The organism is Thioalkalivibrio sp. ALJ24 (assembly GCF_000377785.1).
Lineage (GTDB): Bacteria > Pseudomonadota > Gammaproteobacteria > Ectothiorhodospirales > Ectothiorhodospiraceae > Thioalkalivibrio.
This window is the reverse complement of record NZ_KB898728.1, coordinates 16,923-34,934: the sequence shown is the minus strand read 5'-3', so window position 1 is coordinate 34,934 and position 18,012 is coordinate 16,923. Positions and strand designations below refer to the sequence as shown.

General features: G+C 68.5%; 16 protein-coding genes. 15 read left to right on the top strand and 1 reads right to left on the bottom strand.

Annotated features, from left to right (window positions below):
* Positions 1-112 precede the first annotated feature (112 nt).
* Both arsJ and D571_RS0107545 read left to right on the top strand, forming a co-directional pair.
* On the top strand, positions 113-1,348 hold the full coding sequence (gene arsJ / locus D571_RS0107550) for an organoarsenical effux MFS transporter ArsJ (RefSeq protein WP_018936074.1): 1,236 nt from the start codon (positions 113-115) through the stop codon (positions 1,346-1,348).
* Positions 1,349-1,443: 95 nt separating this feature from the next.
* A complete protein-coding gene (locus tag D571_RS0107545) occupies positions 1,444-2,610 on the top strand; it encodes a GGDEF domain-containing protein (protein ID WP_018936073.1) in 1,167 nt (388 codons plus the stop codon).
* A gap of 21 nt (positions 2,611-2,631) precedes the next feature.
* Here the strand turns inward: D571_RS0107545 and D571_RS0107540 are convergent, their stop codons facing one another.
* Complete coding sequence (locus D571_RS0107540) at positions 2,632-3,519, bottom strand: LysR family transcriptional regulator (protein WP_018936072.1); 888 nt, start codon at positions 3,517-3,519, stop codon at positions 2,632-2,634.
* 202 nt (positions 3,520-3,721) lie between these two features.
* On the opposite strand from D571_RS0107540, the gene leuC reads away from it, so the two are divergent.
* The 13 genes from leuC to D571_RS0107475 all read left to right on the top strand — a co-directional run bounded on the left by leuC (position 3,722) and on the right by D571_RS0107475 (position 17,973).
* Positions 3,722-5,131, top strand: a complete 1,410-nt coding sequence (gene leuC / locus D571_RS0107535) for a 3-isopropylmalate dehydratase large subunit (protein WP_018936071.1) — start codon at positions 3,722-3,724, stop codon at positions 5,129-5,131.
* Positions 5,132-5,134: 3 nt separating this feature from the next.
* Entirely contained in the window at positions 5,135-5,773 is a 639-nt protein-coding gene (leuD, locus tag D571_RS0107530; RefSeq protein ID WP_018936070.1) for a 3-isopropylmalate dehydratase small subunit, read from the top strand.
* 151 nt (positions 5,774-5,924) lie between these two features.
* Positions 5,925-7,001, top strand: coding sequence for a 3-isopropylmalate dehydrogenase (leuB, locus tag D571_RS0107525; protein ID WP_198003791.1), 1,077 nt, complete (start codon positions 5,925-5,927; stop codon positions 6,999-7,001).
* A gap of 27 nt (positions 7,002-7,028) precedes the next feature.
* Entirely contained in the window at positions 7,029-8,054 is a 1,026-nt protein-coding gene (locus D571_RS0107520; protein ID WP_018936068.1) for an aspartate-semialdehyde dehydrogenase, read from the top strand.
* A 123-nt stretch (positions 8,055-8,177) separates the two neighbouring features.
* On the top strand, positions 8,178-10,664 hold the full coding sequence (locus D571_RS0107515) for a FimV/HubP family polar landmark protein (RefSeq protein WP_198003789.1): 2,487 nt from the start codon (positions 8,178-8,180) through the stop codon (positions 10,662-10,664).
* A 92-nt stretch (positions 10,665-10,756) separates the two neighbouring features.
* Positions 10,757-11,461 (top strand): hypothetical protein, encoded by a 705-nt coding sequence (locus tag D571_RS0107510; protein WP_018936066.1) that lies wholly within the window; start codon positions 10,757-10,759, stop codon positions 11,459-11,461.
* 37 nt (positions 11,462-11,498) lie between these two features.
* Positions 11,499-12,332 carry a tRNA pseudouridine(38-40) synthase TruA gene (gene truA / locus D571_RS0107505; protein WP_018936065.1) on the top strand — a complete coding sequence of 278 codons (834 nt, stop codon included), beginning with the start codon at positions 11,499-11,501 and terminating at the stop codon, positions 12,330-12,332.
* Between the two features lie 50 nt (positions 12,333-12,382).
* Positions 12,383-13,018 (top strand): phosphoribosylanthranilate isomerase, encoded by a 636-nt coding sequence (locus D571_RS0107500; RefSeq protein ID WP_018936064.1) that lies wholly within the window; start codon positions 12,383-12,385, stop codon positions 13,016-13,018.
* Complete coding sequence (gene trpB, locus D571_RS0107495; RefSeq protein WP_018936063.1) at positions 13,011-14,222, top strand: tryptophan synthase subunit beta; 1,212 nt, start codon at positions 13,011-13,013, stop codon at positions 14,220-14,222. Before D571_RS0107500 ends, trpB begins: the two co-directional genes overlap by 8 nt.
* Positions 14,219-15,052 (top strand): tryptophan synthase subunit alpha, encoded by an 834-nt coding sequence (gene trpA, locus D571_RS0107490; RefSeq protein WP_018936062.1) that lies wholly within the window; start codon positions 14,219-14,221, stop codon positions 15,050-15,052. Before trpB ends, trpA begins: the two co-directional genes overlap by 4 nt.
* Positions 15,053-15,084: 32 nt before the next feature.
* Entirely contained in the window at positions 15,085-16,038 is a 954-nt protein-coding gene (gene accD, locus D571_RS0107485; protein ID WP_018936061.1) for an acetyl-CoA carboxylase, carboxyltransferase subunit beta, read from the top strand.
* 4 nt (positions 16,039-16,042) lie between these two features.
* Positions 16,043-17,401 carry a folylpolyglutamate synthase/dihydrofolate synthase family protein gene (locus D571_RS0107480; RefSeq protein WP_018936060.1) on the top strand — a complete coding sequence of 453 codons (1,359 nt, stop codon included), beginning with the start codon at positions 16,043-16,045 and terminating at the stop codon, positions 17,399-17,401.
* Complete coding sequence (locus tag D571_RS0107475; protein WP_026287690.1) at positions 17,398-17,973, top strand: SPOR domain-containing protein; 576 nt, start codon at positions 17,398-17,400, stop codon at positions 17,971-17,973. Before D571_RS0107480 ends, D571_RS0107475 begins: the two co-directional genes overlap by 4 nt.
* Positions 17,974-18,012: the final 39 nt, after the last annotated feature.

The following is an 18,012-nucleotide window of genomic DNA, read 5'->3' as shown; positions in this document are numbered from 1 at the left end:
GCTCGGCCGGTTTTGTGCGCGCACGGCGTTGCGGCTCCCTTGTGCAGAATGACTGCACGGCGGTCCCCGCGCCTTGTTCGCACGCAAAAGCGACTCGAGCGCGAGCGTGTGCATGAATCAGTGTTTCCCGGGTCCCGATCCTGACGCTTCGCCGGTACTCGGCGTGGGCGCCTACGCGCGCATCACCGCGAACTACTGGGCGTTCACCATCACCGACGGCGCGATCCGCATGCTGGTCGTGCTGTTCTTCCACCAGCTGGGTTACAGCCCGCTGGAGATCGCCTTCCTGTTCCTGTTCTACGAACTGTTCGGAGTGATTACCAACCTCACCGGTGGCTGGCTGGCCGCGCGGCTGGGGGTGAACACCACGATGATCGGCGGGACGCTGTTGCAGGTCGCCGCGCTGCTGATGCTCACGGTGCCGGAGGCGTGGCTGGGCGTGGCCTACGTGATGTTCGCGCAGGCCCTGTCGGGGATCGCCAAGGACCTGAACAAGATGAGTGCGAAATCCGGCGTGAAGCTGGTCGCCGGCGACGGCGAAGGGCGTTTGTTTCGCTGGGTCGCGCTGCTCACCGGCTCCAAGAACGCGCTGAAGGGGGTCGGATTCTTCGTCGGTGGTGCGCTGCTGTACTCGGTCGGGTTCCAGCTGGCGCTGGTGATCCTCGCCGGGATGCTCGCCGTGGTGATGCTGTTCTCGGTGGTCGGGCTGCCGCGTGGCCTTGGCAAGGTCGGCGGCAAGCCGAAGTTCACCCGGATGTTCTCCAACTCCAGCGCGATCAACGTCCTCTCGGCCGCGCGCTTTTTTCTGTTTGGGGCGCGTGATGTCTGGTTCGTGGTCGCGTTGCCGGTGTTCCTGAGCGCGACTCTGGACTGGAACCACATGCAGGTAGGGGCGTTTCTGGCGCTGTGGGTGATCGGCTATGGCATCGTGCAGGCCTCGGTGCCGTACCTGCTGGGGCGCGGCGGGCTGCATCCAACCGGGCTGACCGCGCGCCTGTGGGCGTTCGTTCTGATGCTGCTGCCGCTCGCCATCGTGATCGGCCTGGAGGCCGGCCCGGACCCGGCGTGGGTGCTGATGGTCGGGCTGGGCGTGTTCGGTGTGGTGTTCGCCATCAACTCCGCCGTGCACTCGTTCCTGATCCTCGACTACGCCGAGGCCGATCGGGTCGCGATGAAGGTCGGCTTCTACTACATGGCCAATGCCGGTGGGCGTCTGGTCGGCACCGTCGCCTCCGGGGCCATCTTCATGATCTGGGGCCTCGAAGGCGCGCTCATTGCTTCCACTCTGTTCATTCTGGCCGCCTGGATGATTTCTGCCCTGCTCCCCCGCGAGGCCGCACGCGCCTGAGGTATCCGTGCGTCACACACCGTCGTGTCCCTCTGGCGCGCAAGCCGCAGGCGTGGGATCCTCGCCCGTTCGATATCCGTTTACAGGGGGAGCCGGTGACGGACCACCCGCGCCACACGCTGCATGGCAGTCTTCCCGTGTCGTTGCCGCGGCCGTCGCGCTGGACGGGCGGCTTTGCGGATGAGGAACTGGAAGCGCGCTTTCGCAGTGAACGCTCGCGTGCGATGCGTCGGACCTTCCTGGTGGTTCTGGCGTTGATCCTCGTCATGCTGGCGGCGCTGGTGCCCCTGGACCTGACCCGCCTCGAGGACGAAGGGCTGGGGGCTGCACTGGCGTTGCGGGCGGTGTTTGCCGGGCTGCTGGTGACCGCAGCGGTGATGGTCTGGCGGCGGCCGGAGCGGCTGATGAACGTGGCGCCCGGTACCGGGGTCGGGGTCACGATCCTCACGGTGGCGCTGACCTTCGTCTACGGGCTGGAACACGCCAACCCGGTGCTGGACATCAGCCAGTTTGCTTTCATCGGCCTGGTGTTCGTGCTGTTGCTGCCCAATACGGGTCGATGGCGGTGGGCGTTGACCGGGATCCTGCTGCTCGCTGTCTGGGTGGTGGCATACGGCAAGACCGATGCGGGCACCGGGGCCGAAGCCGAACTGGCGGGGCTGTTCGTCTCCGGTGTGCTGCTGGCCCTGCTGGCGATTGCCCATCGCGAGGATGTCCTGCGGCGCTGGCAGTTCACGGCGATCGATCGCCTGATGCGCATGTCCACCGCCGATCCCCTGACCGGCGTCAGCAACCGCCGTGGCTTCTTCGACGCGGCCGAGGCGGCAAGGCATCGGAGCCGGTTGGCGGACGAACCCCTGTCGGTGGTGCTGCTGGACCTGGATTTCTTCAAGCGCGTGAACGATCAGTACGGCCATGCCGTGGGCGACGAGGTACTGCGGCGTGTCGCTCGGGTGCTCGGAGACGCCCTCAAGCCCGGCGAAACCCTGGCCCGGCTGGGAGGGGAAGAATTTGCGGTGCTGCTACCGGGGTTGCCGCTGGAACGGGCAGAAAGGCGTGCCCATGCCTTGCGGGCCGAGGTCGAGGCGCTGTGCATTCGCAGTGGCGACCGGGTGGTGCGCATGACTGCCAGCGTTGGTGTGGCTTGCTGGATGCCCGAGGAGTCCATTGATGCCGCGCTGGCCCGCGCGGACCTAGCGATGTACGAGGCCAAGGCCGATGGCCGCAACTGCGTCCGTCGGGAAGTGGCGCGCACGGCCTGAGCCGGCGTCGCGCAGTCGCACTCAGGGCGGACCGGAGCCCTCCAGCTCGGCGATGACCGCCTGCTGGGCTCGCGGTCGGTAGCGCGTGGCGTGGCGCACCCAGCCGAGCGAGCGCCGCACCGGCGGGCCGGGCCACGGGAGAATCGTGAGTTCGTCGGTTGCCATGTCGCGCGGGAGGAAGCCGATGCCCAGTCCCGTGGCGATCATCATGCGGATCACCTCCAGATACGGGCTTTCCTGCGCCGCCGCCGGATGCAGGCCACGCAGGGTCAGTGCGCGGTCGATCGCGCGGCGCGTGGTGGAGTCCGCGGGCGGTAGGATCGCGGGCCAGCGGTGCAGCCGTTCCAGCGTGTCCGCGGGCGTGGAATCGGCGCGTCCGCGCGCGACCATGGGCAGCAGCTCGTCGGTCCACACCGCGCGTGCCTCGGCCTCCGCAGGCAGGTCGTCGGGCAGGGTGGCCAGGGCGAGATCGGCGTCACCGTGCAGCACCGCCTGGATACCCGCTTCGGAATCCATGAACGCCAGTTCCATTTCGACGCCCGGATAGCGCCCGCGCAGTGTCGCCAGCGGGCCGGGGAGACGGTGCAGCGCGATGTGGTGCGACGTGGCCAGCCGCAGACGGCCGTGGACCGCGCGATCGAGATCGGCGATCTGCTGCTCGATGGCTCGCAGCCGGGCGAGGATCTCGCGGGCCTCGGGCAGCAGGCGTTCGGCGACCTCGGTCGGACGCACGCGCCGCCCCTGGCGTTCGAACAGCGGGCGTTCCAGGGTGTTCTCCAGGCTCTGGATCCTTTTGCTGATCGCCGGCTGGGTCAGATGCAGGTGCTCGGCCGCTACCGAGAACGCGCCGGTGTCCACCACCGCGACGAAGGCCTGCAGGGCTTCGATGCTCAGTTGTTCCGGACGCATTCGCGGTCTCCGTGGGACGACGGCGGCGGACGAATGTCACGCCGGATCATCAAGGTATAACCAAGTGGAATATAAAAGATAATAAAGCGGATTTGAAAGAATGGAAGCGGTGCCGCAGACTGGCAACGTGATCGGCATTCTCTTTTGCAGGAGGCCAGCGGGCTGGCTTCCTGCGGGGCTTTAACGGCCGCAGGAGCAGGCAATGGCAGGCAAGACACTGTACGACAAGCTGTGGGAGACGCATGTGGTGCGCGAGGAGCCGGATGGCTCCACGCTGCTCTACATCGATCGCCATCTGGTGCACGAGGTGACCAGTCCGCAGGCCTTCGAGGGTCTGCGTCTGGCCGGGCGCGAACCCTGGCGCGGGGATTCCGTGCTGGCGGTGCCGGACCACAACGTGCCCACCACCAATCGTGACGCCGGGATCGAGGATCCGGTCTCGCGCACCCAGGTGGAGACGCTGGAGAGCAACGTGTCCGGCTTCGGGCTGAAGTTCTTTCCGATGGCCGACGTGCGCCAGGGCATCGTGCACGTGATCGGGCCGGAGCAGGGCGCGACCCTGCCGGGCATGACCGTGGTCTGTGGCGACTCGCACACCTCCACCCACGGTGCGCTGGGCGCGCTGGCCTTCGGCATCGGCACCTCCGAGGTGGAACACGTGCTGGCCACCCAGTGCCTGTGGCAGAAAAAGACGAAGGCCATGCAGATCCGCGTGGAGGGCGAGCTGCGCCCGGGCGTGACCGCCAAGGATATCGTGCTGGCGATCATCGGCCGGATCGGCACCGCGGGCGGCACCGGCTATGCGATCGAGTTTGCCGGATCGGCGATCCGCAGCCTGTCGATCGAGGGCCGCATGAGCATCTGCAACATGTCCATCGAGGCCGGGGCCCGCGCGGGCATGGTGGCGGTGGACGAGAAGACCATCGAGTACGTGCGCAACAAGCCACAGGCGCCGACCGGCGAGATGTTCGAGCGGGCCGCCGAGTACTGGCGTACGCTGGTTTCCGATCCGGATGCCGAGTTCGACGCGGTGGTGGAGCTCGACGCGGCCGAGATCGCGCCGCAGGTGAGCTGGGGCACCTCGCCGGAGATGGTCGCGCCGGTCGACGGCCGCGTGCCGGATCCGGCGGCCGAGTCCGATGCGGTGCGCGCCGAGGGCATGCAGCGCGCCCTGGAATACATGGACCTGCAGCCGGGCACGCCGATCACCGAGATCCGCCCGGACAAGGTGTTCATCGGCTCCTGCACCAACTCGCGCATCGAGGACCTGCGCGCCGCCGCCGAGGTGGTGAAGGGTCGCAGGAAGGCCGACAACATCAAGCTGGCGATGGTGGTGCCGGGCTCCGGGCTGGTGAAGCAGCAGGCGGAACAGGAAGGGCTGGACCGGATCTTCCTGGACGCCGGCTTCGAGTGGCGCGAGCCGGGCTGCTCCATGTGCCTGGCGATGAACGCCGACCGGCTGGAGCCGGGCGAGCGCTGCGCCTCCACCTCGAACCGCAACTTCGAGGGCCGCCAGGGGCAGGGCGGGCGTACCCATCTGGTCAGCCCCGCGCTGGCGGCCGCGGCGGCCGTCGCCGGGCATTTCATCGAACCGTCGAAGCTGGGGGGCTGAGCGATGCAGGCCTTTACCGTTCACAAGGGGATCGTCGCGCCGCTGGACCGCTCCAACGTCGATACCGACGCGATTATCCCCAAGCAGTACCTGAAGTCGGTGAAGCGCACCGGCTTCGGCCCCAATGCGTTCGACGACTGGCGCTACCTGGACCCGGGCGAGCCGGGCATGGACCACTCGCAGCGCCGGCCGAACCCCGACTTCGTGCTCAACCGGCCGCCGTATGACCAGGCGACCATCCTGCTGGCGCGCAAGAACTTCGGCTGCGGCTCCTCGCGCGAGCACGCGGTGTGGGCGCTGACCGACTTCGGCTTTCGCGCGGTGATCGCGCCGTCGTTCGCCGACATCTTCTTCTCCAACAGCTGCAAGAACGGGCTGCTGCCGGTGGTGCTGGCCGAGGACGAGGTGCAGAACCTGTTCGAGCAGGTGGAGGCGAATCCGGGCGCGCAGGTCGAGGTGAACCTGGAAGAGATGACCGTGACCGCGCCGGACGCGACGGTGTTCCGCTTCACGCTGGACGAGGACCGCCGCCATCGCCTGCTGCACGGGCTGGACGACATCGCCCTGACCCTGCAGCATGCCGACGACATCCGCGCCTACGAAGAACGTCTGCGGCAGGACCGGCCGTGGATGGTGGAATAAGGTCCGGCCGACCGGGCGCCGGGACGGGATTGCCCCCGGCAGGCGGCCAGCCCTCTGGCCGAGCGCGTTGGCGGGGGATCGCCTCGAGGGCTCGGCTCCCACGGGGTGCAAGGAATCATTGATCGTTTGAACCGAGTGTTAGGAGAGGTTTGTGAACCGAATTCTGGTATTGCCCGGTGACGGGATCGGGCCCGAGATCGTGGCCGAGGCGCTTAAGGTTCTGGACCGGGTGGCTGCGATCGGCGGACTGGACCTGGAGGTCGAGCAGGGCCTGATCGGCGGGGCCGCGCACGACGCGGCAGGCCATCCGTATCCCGAGGCAACGCGGGAACAGGCGCGGCGCGCCGATGCGATCCTGCTGGGCGCGGTGGGCGGCCCGCAGTACGAGTCCCTGGAACGCGATCTGCGCCCCGAGCGCGGACTGCTGGGGATCCGCTCCGATCTCGAGCTGTTCGCCAACCTGCGCCCGGCGATCCTCTATCCGCAGCTGGCCGCGGCCTCCACCCTCAAGCCCGAGGTGGTGAGCGGGCTGGATCTGCTGATCGTGCGCGAACTGACCGGCGGGATCTATTTCAGCCAGCCGCGCGGAATCGAGCAGCGAGACGGCGAACGCTACGGCTTCAATACCGCCGGTTATCGTGAATCCGAGATCGAGCGCATCGCGCGGGTCGGCTTCGAGGCCGCGATGAAGCGCAACAAGCGCCTGTGCTCGGTGGACAAGGCCAACGTGCTGGAGGTCTCCGAGCTGTGGCGCGAGGTGGTCGAACGCGTCGGTCAGGAGTTCCCCGAGGTCGAGCTGTCGCACATGTACGTGGACAACGCGGCCATGCAGCTGGTGCGCGATCCGAAGCAGTTCGACGTGATGGTGACCAGCAACATGTTCGGGGACATCCTGTCGGATGCCGCCGCGATGCTGACCGGCTCCATCGGCATGCTGCCCTCGGCCTCGCTGAACAGCGAGGGCGTGGGTCTGTACGAACCGATCCACGGCTCGGCGCCGGACATCGCCGGCCAGGGCAAGGCCAATCCGATGGCGACCGTGCTGTCCGTCGCCATGCTGCTGCGCCACAGCCTGCATCGCAACGATCTCGCCGAACGCCTCGAAGCGGCGGTGGGTCGGGTCCTGGATCAGGGCCTGCGCACCCCGGACATCCACGGCGAAGGCATGCAGCTGGTCTCCACCCAGGGCATGGGTGACGCGCTGGTCGCGGCCCTGGACGACGCCTGAACCCCTTTCAACCACAGGATCCCGATAATGAGTGACCGCAAGTTCAACGTGGCCGTGGTCGGTGCCACCGGCGCCGTCGGCGAGACCCTGCTCTCCATCCTGGCCGAGCGTGATCTGCCGCTGGGCCAGGTGCATGCCCTGGCCAGCGAACGCTCGGCCGGCAGCACCGTTTCGTTTGGCAATCGCGAGTTGATCGTCGAGGACCTCGCGCAGTTCGATTTCTCGCAGGTGGACATCGGCCTGTTTTCGCCGGGAGCCTCGGTGTCGAAGGAATACGCTCCGAAGGCGGCCGCTGCCGGTTGCGTCGTGATCGACAACACCTCGCAGTTCCGTTATCACCCGGAGATCCCGCTGGTGGTTCCGGAGGTAAATCCGGATGCGGTGGGCGACTACGAACGCCACGGGATCATCGCCAACCCCAACTGCTCCACCATCCAGATGCTGGTCGCGCTCAAGCCGCTGCACGACGCGGTGGGCGTGGAACGCGTGAACGTGGCGACCTATCAGGCCGTTTCCGGTACCGGCAAGGACGCCATTGAGGAACTGGCCCACCAGACGGCCAGCCTGCTCAACGGCCGTCCGGTGGAATGCAAGGTGTATCCCAAGCAGATCGCCTTCAACGCGTTGCCGCACATCGATGTCTTCCAGGACAACGGCTACACGAAGGAAGAGATGAAGATGGTCTGGGAGACGCGCAAGATCATGGGCGACGACTCCATCCAGATGAACCCCACGGCCGTGCGTATCCCGGTGTTCTATGGCCACTCGGAGGCCCTGCATATCGAGACGCGGGAGAAGCTCACCGTCGAGCGCGCCCGCGAACTGCTGGCCGCCGCCCCCGGGATTGAGGTACTGGATCGGCACGAGGATGGCGGCTACCCCACGGCAGTCACCGAAAGCAGTGGCACCGACGCGGTTTACGTCGGCCGGATCCGCGAAGACATCTCTCATCCTCGCGGTCTCGACATGTGGGTGGTGGCCGACAATGTGCGCAAGGGCGCAGCTCTGAACACGATTCAGATCGCCGAGGTTTTGATCCGCGACTACCTGTGATTAAATCCCACAATAAGCCGGGGATCTGATAACCTCGCTGCAAACAGGGCCGGGCAACTGTCTGTAATCCGCGGGACGTGCGGATCGCCCGGACAGAAAACACGCACACACAGGGGGACGTCCGTGCGCAAGTTACTCTTCGGGCTCATTATTCTTTTGCTTGTGGCGCCGGCCGCGTCCAGCTCGGTGGGGCTCTCGGAGCCCGAAATCCGCTCGACGCTCAACCAGGCGCTGGACGTCCGCATCCCGTTGCGTGGGGAAAGAGCCAGGGATGACTCGGTAACGGTGCGCCAGGCCTCCGAAGAGCGCTATCGCCGCGAGGGCCTGGATCGCGGCCGGGTGCCCGGCGATCTCCAGATCGAGGTCGAGGACGCCGAAGTGCAGCTGCGCACCCGTCAGCCGATCCGCGAACCCTACATCGGCCTTCTGCTGGAGGTTCGTTGGGACGGCGGTCGCAGCTATCGCGAGATCAGCCTGCTGTTTGATCCGCCGGGGACCCTGCCGGACGCCGCGGCCCCGCGCGCCACCGCCGAGCCGGCGGATCCCGCCCCGGCTCCCGAGGATTCCTACCGCGTGCGTTCCGGCGACACGCTCTACACGATCGTCCAGCGGGCCGGTCTGCAGGGCGTGAGTTCGGAACAGGCGATGCTTGCGTTCCTGCGCGAAAATCCCGATGCGTTCGTGGACGGCAACGTGAACGCGCTGCGCGCCGATACGGAGCTGCGCACCCCGGACCGTGATGCTCTGGAAGCGGTCAGTGCGGCCGAAGCCCGTGAAGAGATCCAGCGTCAGACCGGGGAGTGGCAGGCCCGTACGCGCCCCGAGCCGGAGCCCGAAGAGGAGGAACCCGTCGAAGAAGAGCCGGCGCCTGAAGAAGAGGTGGTGGAAGACGACGAGGTGCGCGACGAACCGGAAGACGAGGAAGAGCGGGACGAGGATGAAGCCGTCGCCGTCGAAGACGACGAGCCGGTGGTGGACGACCGACTCGAAATCGTCGCCGACGTGCTGCCGGAAGGCGAGGATGCCGCTGTTGTGGCCGATTCTCCCGAGGTGGTGCAGGAGGCCCTGCTGTCGCAGCGGGCCGAGATGGAGGAGATGCAGGAAGAGATCTCGCGCATGCGCGAGACGCTGGATGCCAGCCAGCAGGTGGCCGAGGTGGCCAGCGAGGAACTCGCTGCGCTGGAACAGCAGCTGGCCGACATCCGTGACGAGCGCGCCGAGCTGCGTGAGCGCATGGAAGAGGCGGAGGCGGAGCGGGACGCCCCGCTGCATCAGCGGATCATGAACGATCCGCTGCTGTTGATGATGGCGATTGCGCTGCTGGTGCTCGTGGTGCTGCTGTTGCTGGCCTTTGCCCGCGGCGGGCGTGGCGGTGGCGGTCCGGGTGGCGATGGCTCGGGCCGGGTGGATAACTCCGGGGTGAAGCTGTCTCCGGACCCGCGTACCGGCTACGAAGCGCGGGAAGGGATGGCCGAGAGCCCGGCGACCTCTGCATCCTCGATGGCCGGTGCTGGTGCCGCCGGGGCGGCAGGTGCCGTGGCCGCGACCGCGGCCGGCACCGCCGGGGCCGCAGAGGAAACCCCGGCGGAGCCGGCGCGTCCGGGCAGCGGTGATGAGCCGGCGGCTGTCGAGGCGGAGGAGTCGGTGGGCGAACCGAGGGTCGCGGACGAGAGCGTCGGCTCGGCCGGCGCCGGCGCCGGCGACACCGGCATGAGCGCCGATGATGTGCTTGCCGAGGTGGATGTCTGCCTGGCCTACGGCATGAACGATCAGGCGGTGGATACGCTCCAATCGGCGATCGATGGCGATCCCGACAACCTGCAGTACCGCCTGAAGCTGGTGGAGGCCTTTTCCGCGCAGGGCAGCGAGTCGGAGATGCGGCAGGCTGCGGGCAGCCTGCGCGAACGGCTGGGTCCGGAAGACGGAGAAATCCGTGACAAGCTGGCCGAGCTGGAGGCTGGTTCCGGCGATACCGCCGCATTGGCGGGTGGTGATGCCCCGGCGGATACGGGCGCGGATGGCGGTGAAGACGTCGGCGAGTTCGACCTCTCCGGCTTTGCCGAGGGTCCGGACGAGTCGCTCTCCGGTGAAGGCGCAGAAGCGGATGCCGGGACCGAGGACCTCTCCGGCGGCATGGACTTCGAGGCCGACGAGGGCCTGGATGACGAGCTCGCCGCGGCGGCCGCCCGCGATCAGGATTCCGGCGGTGGCGCCGGGGATCTGGATGATCTTGGCGATCTCTCCTTTGATATCGAAGAATCCGATCTGCCTTCCGCGGATGACAGCGCACCGGCCGGCGGAGACGCCGGCAGCGATATCCCGTCCATGGATCTGGACGAGCTGCTGGGTGACGAAGGCGACTCCGCGGCGGCGAGCGACCAGGGCGCGCCGGAACTGCCGGAGATCGGGGAGTCCGGGGGCGATGAGGCCCCCGCCCCGGCCGCCGGGGGTGAGGACGACAACGAGACCCGGCTGAACCTGGCCCAGGCCTATGCGGACATGGGCGACCAGGAAGGTGCGCAGGACCTGATCGACGAGATCATGGCCTCCGGGTCGGAGGAGGAGCAGGAGCGGGCCCGGGCGATCCGGGACCAGCTGAAAGACTCCTGACGGGCGTTCGGCTCGCGGTTCCATCCGTGAGCCCGGGAACGGACCGGCGAGAGGGGCCTGCGGGCCCCTTTTCGCGTTTGGGCGAGGTGAGGATGCGTTCGGCGACCGGAGGCCTGGCGGCCGTGGTGTTGATTTCGGCGGCGGTGATGACGGCGGCGCCGGTCGCGGTGGTGGTCACGGGCCTGGCGCTGTTGCTGGTGCCGGGCTTGCGGCGGTTTCCCTGGGCGCGAGCCCTGCGCATGTGGTGGCGCATGAAGTGGTTCTATCTGTCGCTGGCCCTGTTTTTCGGGCTGTGGCCGGTGGACGGCGGCACTGCGTCGGGGCTGGTGGAGGCCGCGACCCGCATCGCGGCACTGATGCTGGTGGTGCTCGCCGTGGTGTGGCTGACCGACCGGCATCCGCGGGAAGAGCTGGTCGCCGCGCTGGGTCGCGCGCTGGGGGGGCGTCCGGGATCTCGTGTGGGGGCCGGACAGCGGTTCGCGCGCCGGCTGTTCCTGGCCCTGGAACATTTTGAACGGGATCGCCCCGGGCTCGAGGGACGTCGTGCGGGTCTGGGCGGCAGTCGGCGGGTCCGAATGGCTGCGGTGCGCGAATGGCTGGTCGGACGCCTGGCGGCGGCGCTGGACGCCGGCGATGGGCCGGCGTCGGATCCACCGGAAACGGGCGAAGGCAAAGTGGAGGAAAAGGGCCGAGAGTGGCCCGGGGCTGCCGGGCGCGGACTGGAGACGGGCTGGTTGATGCTGGTCGCGCTGGTCGCTCTGGGGCTGCAGTGGGCGGCGGGTCTGCAGGGCATCTGAGCGGGTGGACCATTGAACGGGGCGATACGGGTACGGAATGGACGACACGCGAGAGAGAGACGGGGGCGGCCAGCGGTGGGCGCTGGGGGTCGAGTATGACGGTACGCCGTGGCTGGGCTGGCAGCGGCAGAAGGACGGCCCCGGCGTGCAGGAGAAGCTCGAGCGCGCCCTGGGATTTGTCGCGAATCATCCGCTGGAACTCACCTGTGCCGGACGCACCGACGCGGGCGTCCATGCCACGGCGCAGGTCGTGCATTTCGATACCTTCAGCCGGCGTGAGGCCCATGCCTGGATCCTCGGGGGCAACAGCAATCTCCCGGACTCGATCGCGATCCGCTGGGCCCGTCCGGTGCCACGGGCGTTCCATGCGCGGTTCGCGGCCTATTCGCGACGCTACCGGTACGTGATCGCGAACCGCCCGGTGCGGCCCGGTCTGGGGGCGGGGCGGGTGGCCTGGTGGCGGCGGCCGCTGGATGCGGAGCGGATGCAGGCCGCCGCGCGGCATTTCGTGGGCGAGCAGGACTTCACCAGCCTGCGTGCGTCGGCCTGCCAGGCGAAGTCGCCGGTGCGGCAGGTACACGAGGTCAGCGTGCAGCGTCGCGGCGAATACGTGCTGCTGGACGTACATGCCAACGCCTTCCTGCACCATATGGTGCGCAACATCGCGGGGGTGCTGCTGGCGGTGGGGGACGGTCGCGCCGAGCCGGAATGGCCACGCGAGGTGCTGGCGGCGCGGGATCGTCGTCAGTCGGGGATCACCGCTCCGGCGGGCGGGCTGTATTTCGTGCAGGTCGAATATCCGCCGGAGTTCGGGCTGCCGGACCAGGAGGGCCCGGTGCTGGGGCCGGTGCCGGCAAGCGTGGAGGCCTGATGCGGGCAGGGGATCGGGTCCGGGTCGGGGCGTTCTGGTAGGCTGCCCGAATGCGTTACCGGATCAAGATCTGCGGGGTCACCACGCCGCAACAGGCCGCGGCGGCTGCGGCCGCCGGGGCGGATGCGGTAGGACTGGTGTTCCACCCGGGCAGCCGGCGCTGTGTGAGTCCGGAGCAGGCGGCGGCGATCGCCGCTGCGCTGCCCCCGCTGGTAGGGACCGTCGGCCTGTTCGTCGATCCGGAACCGCAGCGGGTGGAAGAGGTCCTGAACACAGTGCCGCTGGAATGGCTGCAGTTTCATGGCGGGGAGGCTGCCGCCGACTGTACCCGTTACGGGCGGCCCTATCTGAAGGCGGTCGGCATGGCCGACGGTGCCGATCCGCGCCGCGAGATGGATGCCCATCCCGCGGCGCGTGGATTTCTGCTGGACAGCCATGGTGGCGGCCGTTCCGGGGGCAGCGGACATCGGTTTGACTGGTCGGCGATTCCCGATGACCTGCCGCGGCCCTGGTTGCTGGCCGGGGGGCTGGACCCCGAAACGGTGGATGCGGCGCTGAAGATGACCCGGCCCTGGGGGGTCGACGTGAGTTCCGGGGTGGAATCGGCACCCGGGATCAAGGAACCGGAACGCATGCGCGCCTTCGTGCGCGCCGTGCGACGCAACGAGGTGACACTGAATGACTGAAGCAATCGACTGGGCCGCGTTCCCCGATAACCGCGGGCATTTCGGGGTGTATGGCGGGCGCTTCGTGTCCGAGACCCTGATGGGCGCGCTGGACGAGCTGCAGGACGTGTACGAACGTTACATGAAGGATCCGGCGTTCCTCGCGGAGCTGGATCGTGACCTGCGCCAGTTCGTCGGGCGGCCCAGTCCGCTGTATCACGCCGAGCGGCTGTCGCGCGAGCTGGGCGGGGCGCAGATCTATCTCAAGCGCGAGGATCTCAACCACACCGGCGCACACAAGGTGAACAACACCATCGGCCAGGCCCTGCTGGCACGACATCTCGGCAAGAAGCGCATCATCGCCGAGACCGGGGCCGGGCAGCACGGCGTCGCGACCGCGACGGTGGCCGCACGCCTGGGCCTGGAATGCGTGGTCTACATGGGCGAGGAAGACACCCGCCGCCAGGCCCCGAACGTCTACCGCATGCGTCTGCTGGGTGCCGAGGTGGTGCCGGTGACCTCCGGGACCCGCACCCTGAAGGATGCGCTGAACGAGGCGATGCGCGACTGGGTCACCAACGTCGATGACACCTTCTACATCATTGGCACGGTCGCCGGCCCGCACCCGTATCCGTCCATGGTCCGCGATTTCCAGGCGGTGATCGGACGCGAGGCCCGCGAGCAGCACGTGGAGGCCACCGGTCGCCTGCCCGATACCCTGGTAGCCTGCGTGGGCGGCGGTTCCAACGCCATCGGGCTGTTCCATCCGTTCCTCGCTGACGAGGGGGTGGAGCTGATCGGCGTGGAGGCCGGTGGCGAGGGCGTGGATACCGGGCGCCATTCCGCACCGCTGGGTGCCGGGCGCCCCGGGGTGCTGCACGGCAACCGCACCTACCTGATGGAAGATGAAAACGGCCAGATCATCGGCACTCACTCCATCTCCGCCGGCCTGGACTATCCCGGCGTGGGGCCGGAGCATGCGTGGCTGAAGGACATCGGCCGGGCGAGCTACGTGTCGGTCACCGACGATCAGGCACTGGCCGGCTTCCATCGTCTGACCCGCACCGAGGGCATCATCCCGGCGCTGGAAACCAGCCACGCGATCGCGCACGTGCTCGAGCTGGCGCCCACCATGCGCCCGGACCAGAGCATCATCGTCAACCTGTCCGGCCGCGGCGACAAGGACCTCGCCACCGTGGCCGACCGCGAGGGGATCACGCTGTGAACCGCATCCAGCAACGTTTCGAAGAATGCCGTGGGTCCGGTCGAGCGGCCCTGGTGCCCTACATCACCGCGGGCGACCCGGAGCCGGGCGCGACGGTCGACCTGATGCACGCACTGGTGGAGGCCGGCGCGGACCTGGTCGAGCTGGGGGTCCCGTTTTCCGACCCGATGGCCGACGGGCCGGTGATCCAGCGTGCGCATGAACGGGCCCTGCAGCACGGCACCGGCCTGCGTGACGTGCTGGAAATGGTCCGTCGTTTCCGCGAGCGTGACGCGGAGACTCCGGTAGTGCTGATGGGATACCTGAATCCGGTCGAGCGCATGGGGTTCGAGACCTTCGCCACCGAGGCCGCGGCTGCCGGGCTGGACGGTCTGCTGACGGTGGATCTGCCGCCGGAGGAATGCGACGAGGTAACCGCATTGCTCGACCAGGCCGGAATCGATCCGATCTTCCTGGTAGCCCCGACGACCTCGCGCGAGCGGATCGGGCACCTGGCCCGTGCCGCGCGGGGCTTTGTGTATTACGTCTCGCTCAAGGGCGTGACCGGCTCGCAGAGCCTGGACCCGTCGGCCCTCAACGAGCGCCTGGACGCGATTCGGGAGTTCACCGATCTGCCGCTGGGCGTGGGTTTCGGCATCCGTGATGCGGAGTCCGCCGCAGCGGTGGCGCGGGTGGCCGACGCCGTGGTGGTGGGCAGCGCCCTGGTGAGTCTGGTCGAGGCGCATCCCGGCGACAGCGCCGGATTCATCCGTGCGGCGGCGGACAAACTGAGTGGCATGCGTCGCGCCATGGACGAGGCGCGCTCCCCGAGTGCCGCCGGGTCGGTGTAGAATAAGCGCTTTGCGTCCGTGACGGAGTCGGGATGAGCTGGTTCGAAAAGTTGATGCCCTCGCGCATCCGCACCGACAACGCGAACAAGCGCGGGGTCCCGGAAGGGCTGTGGGTGCGCTGCGAAGGCTGTGATGCCACGCTTTACCGCCCCGAGGTGGAGCGCAACCTGGACGTGTGCCCGAAATGCGGCCACCACCGGCGCATGCATGCGCGGCGGCGTCTGGAGACCTTCCTCGACGAGGACGGGCGCGAGGAGATCGCCGAGAACATCGAATCCTCCGACGTCCTCAAGTTCCGCGATTCCAAGAAATACAAGGATCGCCTCGCCGCCGCGCAGAAATCCACCGGCGAACGCGATGCTCTGGTGGTCATGGAAGGGCGGCTTCTGGGCCGCCCGCTGGTGGCCTCGGCATTCGATTTCCGCTTCATGGGCGGCTCCATGGGGTCGGCGGTCGGCGAGCGCTTCGTGCGGGGCGCGGATCGTGCCCTGGAGAAACGGATCCCGCTGGTCTGCTTCAGCGCCTCCGGCGGCGCGCGCATGCAGGAGGCGTTGTTCTCGCTGCTGCAGATGGCCAAGACCAGTGCGGTACTGGCCCGAATGCATGAGGAACGCATCCCCTTCGTCTCGGTGATGACCGACCCGACCATGGGCGGTGTCTCGGCCAGTCTGGCGATGCTGGGCGACATCAACGCGGCCGAGCCGCAGGCGCTGATCGGCTTCGCCGGGCCGCGGGTGATCGAACAGACGGTGCGCGAGACCCTGCCCGAGGGCTTCCAGCGCTCCGAATTCCTGCTGGAACACGGGGCGATCGACATGATCGTGGATCGCCGCGAGATGCGTACCCGCATGGCGTCGGTGCTGGGCATGATGATGCATGCGCCGGCACCGGGCGAAGACCCGGAGCCCGCCGGTGGCGAGGCCGGAACGCCCGCGGAAGAGACCGCCGGGGCCACCGACGAGGCCCGCGGGCGATCCGCCGACTGAGGCCGTGCGTTTCGATCGACTCGAAGACTGGCTGGCCTGGCAGGAGACCCTGCACCCGGTCGCCATGGACCTGACCCTGGAGCGCGCGGCCGTGGTGGCCGACCGCCTGGGCCTGCGCAGCGATGTCCCGCGTACCGTGATCGTCGCGGGTACCAACGGCAAGGGCAGCGTGGCGACCCGGACGGCGGCGCTGCTGCAGGCGATGGGGCTGCGTGTCGGTCTGTTCACCTCGCCGCACCTGGTGCGCTACAACGAACGTATCCGTATCAACGGGGCCGAGGCCGACGATGGCTTGCTGTGCCGCGCCTTTGACGCGGTGGACCGCGCGCGCGGCGAAGACTCCCTGACCTATTTCGAATTCGCCGCGCTGGCCGCCGGCTGGCTGTTTCGCGAGGCCGCGGTGGACGTGCAGGTGCTGGAGGTCGGGCTGGGCGGGCGGCTGGACGCGGTCAATATCTGGGATGCCGACGTCGCCGTGATCACGGCGGTGGATCTGGATCATCAGACCTGGCTCGGGGATACCCGCGACGCGATCGGGATCGAAAAGGCCGGAATCCTGCGCCCCGGGCGTCCGTTGATGCTGGGAGATCCCGATCCGCCGGCCAGCGTGTCGGCACGCGCGCGCGAGCTGGAGGCGCCGGTGCGTCGCGTGGGCGAGGACTACGATCTCGCGCCGGCGAGCGACCGGGACGACACCCTGGTCTGGCATTTCGACGGCAAGCAACGGACCTTGCAACTGACGCCGGAGGCTTTTGCCGCGCTGGACGGGGCCGGGCGCATGAACCTGGCCACCGCGCTGGCTGCGGTCGCCGGCCTGGGCCTGGACGACCGGCTGGATGGCGCGGTGCTGGAGGCGGCCCTTCGGAGTCAGGCGCCCGGACGGCTGCAGCAGCTGCGTCCCGGCGGCGGCGAGCCCGAATGGCTGCTGGACGTGGCTCATAATCCGCACGCGGTCGTCGAGCTGGCGCGCTGGCTGCGGGCCCGCCCGGTGGCGGGGCCAGTGGTGGCCGCGGTGGCGGTCATGGCGGACAAGGAACGCGCGCCGATGTGGGAGGCCCTGCGGGGTGCGGTCGATGTCTGGGTGCCCATGCCACTGGAGCTGCCACGCGCGCTTCCTGCCGCGGATCTGGCGCGCGAGCTGGAGGCATCCGCCGGGGGCACCGTGTTGCCGGCGGCCGCCGACCCGGCCGCGGCGCTGGAACAGGCGCGCCGCGAGGCCGGAACCGACGGTCGCGTGGTGGTGTTCGGTTCGTTCCATACCGTGGCGGCCGCGCTGACCGCGGGACCGGCCTTCCTGGCGCAGGCGGCGGCCAGCGCGACCCGTCCGGTGGATGCGGTTGCGGTCGAGGGGGTGGTTGCGTGAGTGACCAACCGGTGGTGCGGTACCGCCTGATCGGCGCGGTGGTGCTGATCGTGCTGGCGGTGATCTTTTTGCCCTGGCTGTTCGACGGGGCCGGACATCCTTACATGAGCGGCGCCGAGGACCCGGTGCCGGACGCGCCGGAGTTCGCCGAGCCGGATCTGCCGCTGCCCTCCGAACGCCGCGCGCGCCTGCGCGACGAGATCCCGCAGGATGAGGTCGAGACGGCCGAGACGGATGATGCGGGAATCGATGTCGATACCGAGGATGCGCAACCGGCAGTGCCGGAAGAGGCGCCTCAGCCGCTGCCGGCCGAGTCCGGGCCGACTGCCGATGTGACCAGCGGCTGGGCGGTCCAGGTGGGCAGCTATCGTGATGGCGACAATGCGCGGGACCAGGAGCGGGCCCTGCGGGATGAAGGGATCGATGCGTTCGTCGAGGATCGCGATGTCGATGGCGAGACCATCTACCGGGTCAAGGTCGGACCGCGTGCCGACCGGGACGAGGCGCTGAGCCTGCGCGACCGGCTCGAGGAAGAACACGACCTGTCCGGCATCGTGGTGACCTTCCCGTGAAACCTGGCTACGTGTTCAACCGAACCCTGGGATAGACTG